Annotated in this window: 14 protein-coding genes; 7 read left to right on the top strand and 7 right to left on the bottom strand. The window is 42.4% G+C overall.

All coding sequences use genetic code 11. The features are described 5' to 3' along the window. The first annotated feature begins 40 nt into the window (after window positions 1-40). From ACLI1A_RS09135 to ACLI1A_RS09125, 3 genes are read left to right on the top strand one after another with little or no spacing between them, the layout of a single operon-like run. The gene (locus tag ACLI1A_RS09135; RefSeq protein ID WP_411408341.1) at window positions 41-211 is read left to right on the top strand and encodes a hypothetical protein; all 171 of its coding nucleotides are present in this window, start codon (window positions 41-43) and stop codon (window positions 209-211) included. A 47-nt stretch (window positions 212-258) separates the two neighbouring features. Beyond that, window positions 259-864 carry a GAF domain-containing protein gene (locus ACLI1A_RS09130; RefSeq protein ID WP_411408340.1) on the top strand — a complete coding sequence of 202 codons (606 nt, stop codon included), beginning with the start codon at window positions 259-261 and terminating at the stop codon, window positions 862-864. A 44-nt stretch (window positions 865-908) separates the two neighbouring features. Beyond that, window positions 909-1,361 carry a hypothetical protein gene (locus ACLI1A_RS09125; protein WP_411408339.1) on the top strand — a complete coding sequence of 151 codons (453 nt, stop codon included), beginning with the start codon at window positions 909-911 and terminating at the stop codon, window positions 1,359-1,361. Window positions 1,362-1,412: 51 nt separating this feature from the next. On the opposite strand, the gene ACLI1A_RS09120 is transcribed toward ACLI1A_RS09125, so the two are convergent. Next, window positions 1,413-2,240, bottom strand: coding sequence for a universal stress protein (locus tag ACLI1A_RS09120; protein WP_411408338.1), 828 nt, complete (start codon window positions 2,238-2,240; stop codon window positions 1,413-1,415). Between the two features lie 175 nt (window positions 2,241-2,415). Here ACLI1A_RS09120 and rimP point away from each other — a divergent pair, with 175 nt between their 5' ends. From rimP to infB, 3 genes are all read left to right on the top strand, one after another. Then, on the top strand, window positions 2,416-2,880 hold the full coding sequence (gene rimP / locus ACLI1A_RS09115) for a ribosome assembly cofactor RimP (RefSeq protein WP_411408337.1): 465 nt from the start codon (window positions 2,416-2,418) through the stop codon (window positions 2,878-2,880). A gap of 15 nt (window positions 2,881-2,895) precedes the next feature. Beyond that, window positions 2,896-4,137 carry a transcription termination factor NusA gene (nusA, locus tag ACLI1A_RS09110; protein ID WP_411408336.1) on the top strand — a complete coding sequence of 414 codons (1,242 nt, stop codon included), beginning with the start codon at window positions 2,896-2,898 and terminating at the stop codon, window positions 4,135-4,137. A gap of 61 nt (window positions 4,138-4,198) precedes the next feature. Continuing rightward, window positions 4,199-7,234 (top strand): translation initiation factor IF-2, encoded by a 3,036-nt coding sequence (infB, locus tag ACLI1A_RS09105; RefSeq protein ID WP_411408335.1) that lies wholly within the window; start codon window positions 4,199-4,201, stop codon window positions 7,232-7,234. 222 nt (window positions 7,235-7,456) lie between these two features. Here the strand turns inward: infB and ACLI1A_RS09100 are convergent, their stop codons facing one another. The 4 genes from ACLI1A_RS09100 to ACLI1A_RS09085 all read right to left on the bottom strand — a co-directional run bounded on the left by ACLI1A_RS09100 (window position 7,457) and on the right by ACLI1A_RS09085 (window position 10,382). Beyond that, window positions 7,457-7,786 carry a ferredoxin gene (locus ACLI1A_RS09100; RefSeq protein WP_411408334.1) on the bottom strand — a complete coding sequence of 110 codons (330 nt, stop codon included), beginning with the start codon at window positions 7,784-7,786 and terminating at the stop codon, window positions 7,457-7,459. A gap of 89 nt (window positions 7,787-7,875) precedes the next feature. Then, complete coding sequence (locus ACLI1A_RS09095; protein WP_411408333.1) at window positions 7,876-8,928, bottom strand: NAD(P)/FAD-dependent oxidoreductase; 1,053 nt, start codon at window positions 8,926-8,928, stop codon at window positions 7,876-7,878. Window positions 8,929-9,010: 82 nt separating this feature from the next. Next, on the bottom strand, window positions 9,011-9,250 hold the full coding sequence (locus tag ACLI1A_RS09090) for a NifU family protein (protein ID WP_411408332.1): 240 nt from the start codon (window positions 9,248-9,250) through the stop codon (window positions 9,011-9,013). A 1-nt stretch (window position 9,251) separates the two neighbouring features. After that, on the bottom strand, window positions 9,252-10,382 hold the full coding sequence (locus tag ACLI1A_RS09085) for a P-loop NTPase (RefSeq protein ID WP_411408331.1): 1,131 nt from the start codon (window positions 10,380-10,382) through the stop codon (window positions 9,252-9,254). Between the two features lie 226 nt (window positions 10,383-10,608). Here ACLI1A_RS09085 and aqpZ point away from each other — a divergent pair, with 226 nt between their 5' ends. Continuing rightward, window positions 10,609-11,313 (top strand): aquaporin Z, encoded by a 705-nt coding sequence (gene aqpZ, locus ACLI1A_RS09080; protein WP_411408330.1) that lies wholly within the window; start codon window positions 10,609-10,611, stop codon window positions 11,311-11,313. Window positions 11,314-11,352: 39 nt separating this feature from the next. Here aqpZ and ACLI1A_RS09075 read toward each other — a convergent pair whose 3' ends face one another. Together ACLI1A_RS09075 and ACLI1A_RS09070 are read right to left on the bottom strand one after the other, a co-directional pair. Then, window positions 11,353-11,685, bottom strand: a complete 333-nt coding sequence (locus ACLI1A_RS09075; RefSeq protein WP_411408329.1) for an MGMT family protein — start codon at window positions 11,683-11,685, stop codon at window positions 11,353-11,355. 11 nt (window positions 11,686-11,696) lie between these two features. Continuing rightward, entirely contained in the window at window positions 11,697-12,335 is a 639-nt protein-coding gene (locus tag ACLI1A_RS09070; RefSeq protein ID WP_411408328.1) for a LysE family transporter, read from the bottom strand. Window position 12,336 lies beyond the last annotated feature (1 nt).

Raw genomic sequence — 12,336 nt, 5'->3', positions numbered from 1 at the left:
TTGGCACTGCATTTGCTCACTATAGGCAAAAACATTTGAAATGAAAAAGATACAAAAGAAAAGGAACTATGTTTTAGCAGGTATTACCCTTATTGCTTTAATGGCCTCCTGTAGCCCACCGCATCGTTATGGCTGCAGCAGGCGTTGCCGCATTCCGCTATCAATAAACGAACAGCAAAAACCGGCACAACAAAGAACCGTTCATTCATAAATAACTTAAAAATTTAATTTTTAACATTTTTTTTGTACGTTTGAAGTATGAGTGTAAAGTACCACGGCTTATCGGAAGAATATGATGACAAACGCATAAAAGAATTGCGCAAGTATGGCATACTCGATACTCTGCCGGAGCAGGCTTATGACGATATGACCCGCCTTGCAGCAATAATATGCAATGCACCTATAGCCATTATAAGCTTGGTAGACAAAGACCGACAGTGGTTTAAATCCATAAAAGGGCTTGACGCCGAAGAAACACACAGGCAACATTCGTTTTGCTCGCACGCCATAGTAACCCCGGATCAACCTTTTATTGTAGAAGATTCACGCCTGGACGACCGCTTTAAAGACAACCCTCTTGTTACCGGCGCACCCAATATTGTTTTTTATGCCGGAATACCTCTAAAAAGTGAAAACGGCTATGGCTTGGGCTCTTTTTGCATTATAGATACCGTTCCAAGACACTTGTCTGATGAACAGATAGAAGCACTACAGATATTAGCCCGACAGGTAATGCTATTGCTGGAAATGCGTAAAAAAACAGCCGAACTGGACATTAAGACAGAAATGCTGGGAATGAAGCTTAAAAAATTTGACGAAACCGTAGCCCAAAAAGTAACGGAGGCAATGAATAAAAAGAAATAAAACCAAGACCGCAAAAACGGTCTTTTTTTTTTACAAAACCAACCATGCTTTTCCACACAAAAAAGTTTATTGTAAACTGCTCTATGCAAGACATTAAAAGACATTTTGCAAAGAAAGATTTTGATGACTTTACAATAGAATACCAACAGATGAACCTTTACTCGGTTAAAGCAAAAGACTCGTTTCTTGTATTTACTTTTGAAAGCGGTGAAGAATTCCCTATTGAAACAATGCTTAAAGTAAAACCGTTAGGAGAATCCACACAGTTTAGCTTAAAACCTACCATTAGAGCCGAAATGGTTCTTTTTAATTTTGTTGCAGTAATTCTATTGGGCATTATTTACTACACATTAACTATAGACTTCTTCCTTACCTCTGTAGCTATTGCAATAGTTATATTTTTTTCGCTTCATGGAGTATATTATAAGCAGGAACAAAAACTAAACATAGCTATATACCATTATTTTATGGAATACTACGCCATCAAAGAGACATAAAATGCAAAACCCCGCCAATGGCGGGGTTCACTATATAAAAAACTATCAAGATTATATCTTAAACGTAACCACCGGACGAACCGCATGGTTTACCAGGTCTTCACTTATGCTTCCGTTAAAGAAGTGGGCAAGTCCCTGACGACCGTGTGTGCACATACCCACAAGATCGGCATTTACACTGTTACTAAAGTGTAGTATACCTTTTTCTACATTAACATCGTTATAGATATTAACTGTAAAACCGTTTTCTATAGTAAAGCCTGCAGCAAAATCATTAATGATTTTTTCGGCAGCATGAGTAGATTTAAAATCACTTGGCGTATTTACATAAAGCAGGTGTAGTTTAGCCTTAAAGCTGTTTGCAAAATCTACCACTTGTGCAAATGGCTTTTTAATTTCAGCAGAGAAATTAGAAGCAAACACAAAGTTACTTGGGTTAAAATCTATCTCGTCTTTTTTGATAACCAGTACAGGAATATCAGAAGTCCTAACCACTTTTTCTGTGTTAGAGCCTATAAACATTTCCTTAAAGCCGCTGGCACCGTGCGATCCCATAACTATAAGGTCTATATCGTGCTTTTTAGCAGTTTTCACAACTCCTTCAAAAGCTTTATCAAACAATATTGCATCAGTAACAGCAAGGCCTTCAAGGCATTCAGCAGCTTTCACTTCATCAAACCTTTCGTGGGCTTTTTTAAGGAAAAATGCAATTTCAGGCACCTCAGCACCAGCTACTACGGCATCGTTTTCCTGGCTTGGTAAATCAAGCAGGTGTAACAGGAATATTTCGCCGTCATTTTCACGGGCTATCTTAGAGGCTACTTTAAGCGCGTACTCGGCATGGTCAGAAAAATCTGTCGGTACTAAAATTTTTTTCATAATGAATGCTGTTAAAAAAATGTTTCGGTTGCTAATTTAAACAGGTGAAAGGTAAGAATTAATTTTACATTAACCAATGATTTTCAAGATATAAAAATTATTCGTATATTTGCGCAGTTATTTACTAAATCATAAGTAATGAGGGGACACAGAGTCCCCTCTTTTTATACAAGTTATGGCATTAAAAGACAAAGTGGCCGCCCTTGTGGAAACCGCATTACAGGAACGCCCGCACCTTTTTTTGATAGACCTTACAGTGGGTGCCGATAATAAGATAAACCTTACTATAGACGGAGATAACGGCGTTACACTGCAAGATTGCATAGACATGAGCCGTGCCGTAGAGCATAACCTGGACAGGGAAGAAGAGGATTTTGCCCTTGAAGTAGCCTCGGCCGGTGCTGCAAGCCCGTTAAAGCTACCAAGGCAATACAAGAAGAATGTGGGCCGCACTATAAAGGTAACTACAGCAGAAAGCGAAATAGAAGCCGAACTTACGGATGCTACCGAAGAAGTTGCTGTACTGGAATGGACCGCCCGCGAACCTAAAAAAGTAGGTAAAGGAAAAGAGACTGTAGCCAAGAAGGCAGAGATACCTTATGGTGATATAAAACAAGCTGTTGTTGTAATTAAATTTTAAAAAATAGATGTTGGCATGGAAAATCTGGCACTAATAGATTCGTTTTCAGAGTTTAAAGATGATAAACTAATCGATCGTGTTACCCTTATGGCAATCCTAGAAGATGTTTTCAGGAATGCACTAAAAAAGAAATACGGATCTGACGATAACTTTGACATCATTATAAACCCGGACAAGGGAGATATGGAGATATGGAGAAACCGTGTGGTAGTAGCCGACGGTGAGGTAGAAGATCCTAACTCTGAGATTTCGCTTTCTGAAGCCCGAAAAATAGAGCCTGACTTTGAGGTAGGCGAAGAAGTGTCTGAAGAAGTAAAACTGATTCAACTGGGACGCAGGGCCATCCTTGCGCTACGCCAAAACCTTATCAGTAAGATACACGAACACGACAACACCAACCTTTATAAACAATTTAAAGATATAATTGGTGATATTTATACCGCAGAAGTGCACCACGTAAGGCCAAAAGCTGTAATTTTGGTGGATGATGAGGGCAATGAAATAGTATTACCAAAAGAAAAACAGATTCCATCTGACTTTTTCCGTAAGGGCGACAACGTACGCGGTATTATAGAAAACGTGGAACTGAAAGGTAACAAGCCACAAATTATCATGTCTCGTACTTCAGAGAAATTCCTTGAGAAACTATTCGAACAGGAAATCCCGGAAGTGTTTGACGGTCTTATCACCATTAAAAAGGTGGTACGTATACCGGGCGAAAAAGCTAAGGTAGCCGTAGACTCTTACGACGACAGGATAGACCCTGTAGGTGCTTGCGTGGGTATGAAGGGAAGCCGCATACACGGTATAGTACGCGAACTGGGTAATGAAAACATAGACGTTATAAACTACACTACAAATACACAGCTGTTTATATCAAGGGCACTTAGTCCGGCTAAAGTATCATCTATAAAAATAGACGAAGAAAGTCACAGGGCCGATGTGTTCCTTAAACTGGAAGAAGTATCTAAGGCTATAGGCCGCGGCGGGCATAACATAAAGCTTGCCGGCCAGCTTACCGGATACGAACTTGATGTAATACGCGAAGGGAACCCTGCTGAGGAGGAAGACGTAGAACTAAGCGAATTCTCTGATGAAATAGAACAGTGGATTATAGACGAGTTTGCCAAAATAGGCCTCGACACTGCCCGCAGCATACTAAACCAGGACGTACAAGACCTTGTAAGAAGGACTGACCTGGAAGAAGAAACAATCCTTGAAGTAGTAAGGATACTTAAAGAAGAATTTGAAGATTAACATCTGAGACTAAACCTATATTACGGCAACACAACACCGACGATAATAGTAAAAATAATTTATGTCTGAAGAAAGAGCAATAAGATTAAACAAAGTTTTAAGGGAACTGAATATTTCACTGGACAGGGCTGTAGACTTTTTAAAGGATAAAGGCCACATCATTGAGGCAAGTCCAAACGCCAAGATATCCGGTACGGAATATAATGCCCTTTTCAGCCAATTTTCTGCCGACCAAAGTAAAAAAGCCGCTTCGCTTGAGGTAAGCGAAGAAAAACGCAAGGAAAAAGAGGCCCTTCGCCTGGAGCGTGAGCGTGAGCTTGATGAAAAGAAGAGGCAGGATGAGGAAAAGCAAAGGCAACAGCAGGAAGTGATACGTGCACGCGCATCGCTTAGCGGGCCTGTGGCCGTAGGCAAAATAGACCTGAACCCTAAAAAACAGGAATCTGCACCTGCCTCTTCAGACAATACAGCTGCAGCTAAGCCTGAAACCGCACCGCAACAACCACAAGCCGAAAAACTGGTAGTGGAAGAACCGGTAAAAGCAGAAAAGCCAGCTGAACCGGTACAGCAGCCACAAGCCGAAAAACCGGTTGAAGCTAAACCGGCTCCTGCACCTGCACCAGCTCCGGTACAACCGCAAGCTCCTGCACCGGCTCCTGCTCCTGTAGCAGCCCAGCAACCGCAGGCACCGAAAGCCGAAAAACCGGTTGATGCTAAACCGGCTCCGGTACAACAACCTGTACAAAAACAGCCTGAAGTTGCTAAACCGGCCGAAGAAGCTGCACCGGTACAGGAAAAAATTGAAACACAGTACCAAAAACTTTCGGGTACTACATTTACCGGACAGAAAATAGACCTTTCTCAGTTTGAGAAGCCTAAAAAGAAGAAGGAAGATTTCCGTAAGGATAACAACCAACGTCCGGGTGGTGGTCAGCAAGGTGGTGGCCAGGGCGCTAACAACGACAAGAAGAAGCGTAACCGCATTACCCCAAACACTAACAACAACAATAATAACGGTAACAACAATAACCGACCTCAGGGTCAGGGTGGCGGACAAGGTGGAAACCAACAAGGTGGAAACCGTAACCACCAGGGCGGAGGAAACAACAATAACAACAACCGCAACAACCAGGGCGGTAACAATAATAAATTTGGCAACAAGCGTCCTGCCATTGTAGCTAAAGTAGAGCCTACCGAGGAAGAAGTTAAAAACCAAATCCGCGAAACGCTTGAAAAACTACAAGGTAAAGGTGGTAAATCTAAAGCCTCTAAATACCGTAGGGATAAGCGTGAAACGCACCGTCAACGTAGTGACGAGGAGCAACGATTAGCCGAAGAAGGAAGCAAAATACTGAATGTAACAGAATTTGTTACTGTAGGTGAAATTGCTACCATGATGGATGTGCCTATTACTAAGGTTATTGGTACTTGTATGGCTCTTGGCCTTATGGTTACCATGAACCAAAGGCTGGATGCTGAAACACTTAAAATAGTAGCAGACGAGTTTGGTTATGAAGTAAACTTTGTAACTACCGACATAGAAGAAGCTATAGAAGAAGTACAAGACCGCGAAGAAGATCTTGTAACACGTGCTCCTATAGTTACAGTAATGGGTCACGTAGACCACGGTAAAACATCGTTACTTGACTACATCCGTAAAGCAAACGTAATTGCAGGTGAATCAGGAGGTATAACCCAGCACATAGGTGCGTATGGTGTTACCCTTGAAAACGGCCAGAAGATTACTTTCCTAGATACACCGGGTCACGAAGCGTTTACCGCAATGCGTGCACGTGGTGCCCAGATTACGGATATTGCTATTATTGTAATTGCAGCAGACGACGATATCATGCCACAAACCAAGGAAGCCATTGCTCACGCGCAGGCTGCCGGTGTGCCTATGATATTTGCCATTAACAAAGTGGATAAGCCTACTGCTAATCCTGAAAAAATTAAAGAGAAACTTGCCGGTATGAACCTCCTTGTAGAAGACTGGGGTGGTAAATACCAATCACATGATATATCGGCTAAGCAAGGTATGGGCGTAAAAGAACTACTTGAAAAAGTATTACTTGAAGCCGAACTTCTTGACCTGAAAGCTAACCCTGATAAACTTGCCGTAGGTACGGTAGTAGAAGCCCAGCTTGATAAAGGCCGTGGTTATGTAGCTACTATACTGGTACAAGGCGGTACACTTCGTGTAGGCGACTACCTTCTTGCCGGTAAAAACCACGGTAAGGTAAAAGCTATGCACGATGAGCGTGGCCACAACATTAAAGAAGCAGGCCCGTCTACACCAATATCTATATTAGGTCTTGATGGTGCTCCTACAGCAGGTGATAAGTTTAACGTATTTGAAGACGAACGTGAAGCTAAGCAAATTGCTGCCAAGCGTACACAGCTTATACGTGAGCAATCTGCGCGTACTAAGAAGCACACTACCCTTGCAGAGCTTGGAAGACGTATTGCCCTTGGACAATTTAAGGAGCTTAACATCATCATCAAAGGTGACGTGGACGGTTCGGTTGAAGCGCTTGCCGATTCATTCTCTAAACTGTCTACAGAAGAGATTGAAATCAAGATTATACACAAAGGTGTAGGTGCTATTACAGAAAGTGACGTAATGCTTGCCTCTGCATCAGACGCTATCATTATAGGATTTAACGTTCGCCCAGCAGGTAATGCTAAACAGCTTGCCGATAAGGAAGAAATTGACATCCGTCACTACTCTATCATCTACGATGCTATAGATGACCTTAAAGACGCAATGGAAGGTATGCTTTCGCCAGAGCTTAAGGAAGAAATTACCGGTAGCGCAGAAATACGTGAGGTATTCAAGATTTCTAAAGTGGGTAGCATTGCAGGTTGTATGGTTACAGACGGTAAGATATTCCGTAACTCAAGGATAAGGCTTATCCGCGAAGGTGTGGTTATCTACACCGGTGAGCTTACTACACTAAAACGCTTTAAAGACGACGTTAAAGAAGTTTCTAAAGGTTATGACTGCGGTATGCAGATTAAAAACTACAACGACATACAACAGTACGACGTTATAGAAGCGTACCACGAAGTAGAAGTGAAAAAGAAACTGAAGTAATTCAGGTATATAAATGAAAGTCCCGCCATAGTGCGGGACTTTTTTTGTTTAGCATCATAATATAATATCATTTGTAGACAGCGATTTATAGCAGAGTGTTCCATTACGACGATAGGAGAAATCTCGGGTTATACATTATAGATGTTTCTACTCCGCTGCACTTTGGTCGACATGGAAGAAGCGGAAAACAACAACAAAAAACCCGCTCATGGCGGGTTTCATTTATTCTGCAGGGGCTAATTCTATTTCCAGCCCGTTTATATCTTCCGTTATGGGAATTTGGCATCCCAGGCGGCTGTTTGGCTTTACATTGTATGCCTCAGCCAGCATGGCATCCTCATCAGGACCCATTTCGGGCAAGGCGACATCATTAAGCACATAGCACTGGCATGATGCACACATGGCCATACCGCCACAAATACCTATAGTACCTTCGGGAGCCAGTTCGTATGCACGTACCACTTCCATGATGTTCATGGCCATATCAGTAGGCGCATCCACCTCGTGGGTTACTCCCTCCCTATCGGTTATCTTTAATGTTATATTGTTCATTTAATTTGTTTCAAGTTTCAAGTTTCAGGTTGCTTCCTCGAACTTAGTATAACACAGCTGAGAACTTGAAACCTGAAACCTGAAACAATTTATTCTATCGCTTTAACCACTTGCTTTTCGGCTTCCTTGCGGGTACCATCAAAGCCGTCTACACCGCTTACAGTGGTGTATTTAAGCACATATTTTTTACCCGGGTTAATACGGTTGTATACGCTTTGGCACATAAGGGTAGCCTCATGGAACCCACAAAGTATTAGCTTCAGCTTTCCGGGATACGTATTTACGTCGCCTATGGCATAGATACCCTCAATATTGGTTTGATAATCCAGTGCGTTGTTTACCTTAATAGCGTTCTTTTCTATTTCAAGTCCCCAGTTTGCAATGGGACCTAGTTTTGGCGTAAGCCCAAAAAGAGGAATAAAGTAATCCGCTTCAATACGCTGGTGTGCTCCTTCTATATCCAGGTCCAGTGCCTCTACCTTTTCGGCACCATGTATACCGGTAACCTCAGCAGGAGTAATAAGGCGTACTTTACCCAGGCTCTTAAGCTCCTGTACTTTCTCTACGCTATCAAGTGCCCCACGAAATTCGTTACGGCGGTGCACAAGCGTTACCTCAGCAGCTACATTAGCAAGGAAGATAGTCCAGTCCAGCGCCGAGTCGCCACCACCTGCTATTACAATCTTCTTATCGCGGAAAAGCTCAGGATCTTTCACAAAATATTCTACGCCTTTATCTTCATAAAAGGCAATGTCTTCTATCAGAGGCTTTCGAGGCTCGAAACTACCAAGACCACCCGCAATAGCTACAGCTTTAGCGTGGTGTTCTGTACCCTTGTTTGTGGTAACAATAAACGTACCGTCTTCAAGTTTCTGAATGGTTTCAGCACGCTCGTTAAGGGTAAAGCCCGGCTGGAACTGTTTTATCTGTTCCATTAGGTTAGTAACCAAATCACCAGCAAACACCGATGGAAAACCCGGTATATCAAATATAGGTTTCTTAGGATAAAGCTCGGTAAGCTGGCCACCCGGCTGCGGAAGCGCATCTATAATATGGCATTTTAGTTTTAACAGGCCTGCTTCAAATACGGCAAAGAGCCCTGTGGGCCCTGCACCTATAATTAATATATCTGTACTAATCATTCTTTAAAAAGGATAAAACGAATTCAAGGCAAAATTGCCTAAAAACGCTTTAAATAAATATGACATATATCATTGTAGCGGTTTAAGCTACATTAACTACTGTTTCTATTTGCGGAACGTATTTTTTAATGGTGGTTTCCACACCGGCACGCAGGGTCATTTGGTTTACGCTGCACCCCACACAAGCACCTTCAAGGCGCACCTTTACATGCTTATCTTCCTCAATATCAATCAGGCTGATGTTTCCGCCGTCTGACTCCAGGAACGGACGTATTTCGTCCAGTGCCTTTTCTACATTGATCTTAATTTCTTCTGTAGTCATATTATTTCTTTTTAACAGCCGAACATCCGGCCATAGTGGTGATTTTAATAGCTTCGGTTGGTGGCAGGTTATCGTTCCTGTCTACGGTTTCCTGAACTACATTGCGCGCAAGGGTTTCAAAGGCGGCCTCAAGCGGTGTAGCCGTTTGCAACGCAGCCGGACGACCGTAGTCTCCTGCTTCGCGAATGCTTTGCACTATAGGCACCTCTCCAAGGAAAGGCACATCCAGGTCTTCGGCAAGGTTTTTAGCACCTTCTTTACCAAAGATATAATATTTATTATCAGGAAGTTCATCCGGCGTAAAGTAAGCCATGTTTTCTATAATACCCAGTACCGGTACATTTATAGATTCCTGGCGGAACATAGCCACACCTTTTTTGGCATCGGCAAGTGCTACAGCCTGAGGCGTGCTTACAATTACCGCACCTGTAATAGGTAACGACTGCATAAGGCTTAAGTGAATGTCGCCGGTTCCTGGAGGAAGGTCAAGCAACAGGAAATCAAGTTCTCCCCAGTCGGCATCAAAAATCATCTGGTTTAGCGCCTTACCCGCCATAGGGCCACGCCATATAACAGCCTGCTCAGGTGTGGTAAAGAAACCTATAGAAAGGATTTCTACACCGTAGCTGCTTATTGGTTTCATTTTGCTTTTACCGTCTACTGTTACCGATATAGGGCGCGAACGCTCTACATCAAACATTATAGGCATAGACGGACCGTAAATATCGGCATCAAGCACACCTACTTTAAAGCCCATTTTAGCAAGGGTTACAGCCAGGTTAGCCGTAATAGTAGATTTACCTACACCACCTTTACCAGACGATACTGCAATAATATTGCTGATACCCGGTATTTGCTTGCCCTTAATTTCAGGTTTTTCAGGGGCTTCTACCCTTACGTTTACCTTTACTTTTGCTTCAGGCGAAATTTGTTCCTGAATGGTTTTTATAATATCGGCTTCGGCGCGCTTACGAATGTGCATGGCCGGTGTGTTCATTACCAGTTCTACCACTACTTCGTCACCAAAGGTAAGTACGTTGCGTACGGCACCGCTTTCTACCATATTCTGGCCTTCTCCGGCAAGGGTTATGGTTTCTAGTGCCTTTAATATTTCTTTTCTGTCGAGTTTCATAATATATATTAGCTAACAGCCTCTTATTAAGACTGATTTCAAATTGCAAAGATACTGTGAAAACCTGATACAATAAAAACATAGCCTTAAAATTATCAGAGCTTTTTAATACACTAACCCATGCATTTACAGCGATTATATTTGTTAATAATAACAACATCTTATAACAATAAAAAAGCTACATTTACACATGTAAATCACTAATTTTTAAACAAATACACAAAGTATGAAAAAACTTTTCGCAGAATTTTTCGGCACTTACTGGTTGGTTTTTGGTGGTTGTGGCAGCGCATTGTTTGCCGCGGGCATTCCCGATTTAGGAATTGGGTTTGCCGGAGTAGCACTGGCCTTCGGGCTTACGGTATTAACCATGGCGTATGCTGTGGGACACATTTCCGGAGGACATTTTAACCCGGCAGTATCATTCGGGTTATGGGCAGGAGGGCGGTTTACGTCTAAAGATTTGGTTCCCTACATCCTGGCACAGGTAATGGGTGGGCTTGCGGCAGCGGCAACACTGTATTTTATAGCTTCTGAAAAAAATGGTTTTTCTATAGACCCCACAAAGGCGGGCGCATTTGCTGCTAACGGATACGGAACTTTATCTCCTGATGGATACTCTACAGCAGCAGCATTTGTTACTGAATTTGTACTGACGCTGTTTTTTGTAGTGATTATTATGGGCGCAACAGATGTATTTGCCAATGGAAAATTTGCCGGTGTAGCTATCGGACTGGCACTTACACTTATACATCTTGTAAGCATACCTATAACAAACACATCGGTAAACCCGGCACGTTCTACCTCACAAGCAATATTTGCAGGAGGAGAGTACATACCCCAATTGTGGCTATTTTGGGTTGCACCTGTTTTAGGCGGTATAGTAGGAGGATTTATTTACAAGATACTTCTGGAATCTAAACCTAAATAAACTATTATAATAAAGGCGAAAAGTGTATTTCCGCCTTTATTATTTGAGTTCCACTACAGGATCCCAAAAGTATGTATTAAACTCAACAATCTTGTTATCCCTTACGGCTACCCCTTCGCTTTCCAAGAGCTGTTGCATAAGATTAGTTCCCTCAAAATGATGCTTTCCGGTAAGCAGGCCCACACGGTTTACCACACGGTGTGCAGGCACATCGCGCTCGCCTACTGCATTCATAGCCCAACCCACCATACGTGCCGAACGTGTAGCTCCCAGGTATTTTGCAATAGCACCATAACTGGTTACACGCCCGTAAGGTATCAGTCGTGCAACTTCGTATACTTTTTCGAAAAAATTATCTTGCTGCTGTGCCATAAAGAAACGGGTTAATTGCGCAGTATCTTTATCAGGGTTATAATGGCTACGATACCGGTAATGGAACCTATAAAGTAATTTACGTTTCGCATAAAGAAATCAGTTTTATGCTCAAACTTTTTAAAGAAGGCAATGTATAAGTAAAAAACAGCATACGCCCCCAGTACTATACCCACCACAAAAAGAAAGGTATTTATGGTTGAAAAGTCAATCACTTTACCGCGGGAGAAGGAAACCGTAACAAATACGTAAAAAGGTATGGGGAAGAAGTTAAGCGCCGAAAGCATGGCTCCCATAAGATAACTGCCCACCTTACTGCGTACTTTAATTTCTACATCCTTCTTTTTTTTCTTTTTTTCTTTCCGTTTTGCAAAAAAGAAAAAGTAAAAGGTAAGCAGAGCAAAAATGCATACCCCTATTTGTTGCAGTTCCAGTATTAACTCGTGGTTTCGGCTTATAATACGGGCAAAAGACACCGCTATATACGCCTGGATAAACACCACAGTAGCAGCACCCATGGCAAACAAGCCCGCACTTTTACGGCCTTCCTTAAGACTTACCTTGGCAGCAGTAATGTTTAGCAGACCCGGCAGTAATGTGGCCAGAAATGAAATGAGAAACCCCAGTACTACCGGAACTATGTGCTGCATA

This window comes from Flavobacterium sp. RHBU_3, from assembly GCF_046613565.1.
In the GTDB taxonomy this organism is placed as follows: Bacteria; Bacteroidota; Bacteroidia; order Flavobacteriales; family Flavobacteriaceae; genus Flavobacterium.
This window is presented reverse-complemented; position numbering and strand designations above follow the sequence as displayed.

Bases quoted from the DNA above. Each gene is read 5' to 3' on its own strand.
- ACLI1A_RS09135 (WP_411408341.1), top strand. From the start codon at position 41: ATGAAAAAGATACAAAAGAAAAGGAACTATGTTTTAGCAGGTATTACC.
- ACLI1A_RS09130 (WP_411408340.1), top strand. From the start codon at position 259: ATGAGTGTAAAGTACCACGGCTTATCGGAAGAATATGATGACAAACGC.
- ACLI1A_RS09125 (WP_411408339.1), top strand. From the start codon at position 909: ATGCTTTTCCACACAAAAAAGTTTATTGTAAACTGCTCTATGCAAGAC.
- ACLI1A_RS09120 (WP_411408338.1), bottom strand. From the start codon at position 2,240: ATGAAAAAAATTTTAGTACCGACAGATTTTTCTGACCATGCCGAGTAC.
- rimP (WP_411408337.1), top strand. From the start codon at position 2,416: ATGGCATTAAAAGACAAAGTGGCCGCCCTTGTGGAAACCGCATTACAG.
- nusA (WP_411408336.1), top strand. From the start codon at position 2,896: ATGGAAAATCTGGCACTAATAGATTCGTTTTCAGAGTTTAAAGATGAT.
- infB (WP_411408335.1), top strand. From the start codon at position 4,199: ATGTCTGAAGAAAGAGCAATAAGATTAAACAAAGTTTTAAGGGAACTG.
- ACLI1A_RS09100 (WP_411408334.1), bottom strand. From the start codon at position 7,786: ATGAACAATATAACATTAAAGATAACCGATAGGGAGGGAGTAACCCAC.
- ACLI1A_RS09095 (WP_411408333.1), bottom strand. From the start codon at position 8,928: ATGATTAGTACAGATATATTAATTATAGGTGCAGGGCCCACAGGGCTC.
- ACLI1A_RS09090 (WP_411408332.1), bottom strand. From the start codon at position 9,250: ATGACTACAGAAGAAATTAAGATCAATGTAGAAAAGGCACTGGACGAA.
- ACLI1A_RS09085 (WP_411408331.1), bottom strand. From the start codon at position 10,382: ATGAAACTCGACAGAAAAGAAATATTAAAGGCACTAGAAACCATAACC.
- aqpZ (WP_411408330.1), top strand. From the start codon at position 10,609: ATGAAAAAACTTTTCGCAGAATTTTTCGGCACTTACTGGTTGGTTTTT.
- ACLI1A_RS09075 (WP_411408329.1), bottom strand. From the start codon at position 11,685: ATGGCACAGCAGCAAGATAATTTTTTCGAAAAAGTATACGAAGTTGCA.
- ACLI1A_RS09070 (WP_411408328.1), bottom strand. From the start codon at position 12,335: ATGCAGCACATAGTTCCGGTAGTACTGGGGTTTCTCATTTCATTTCTG.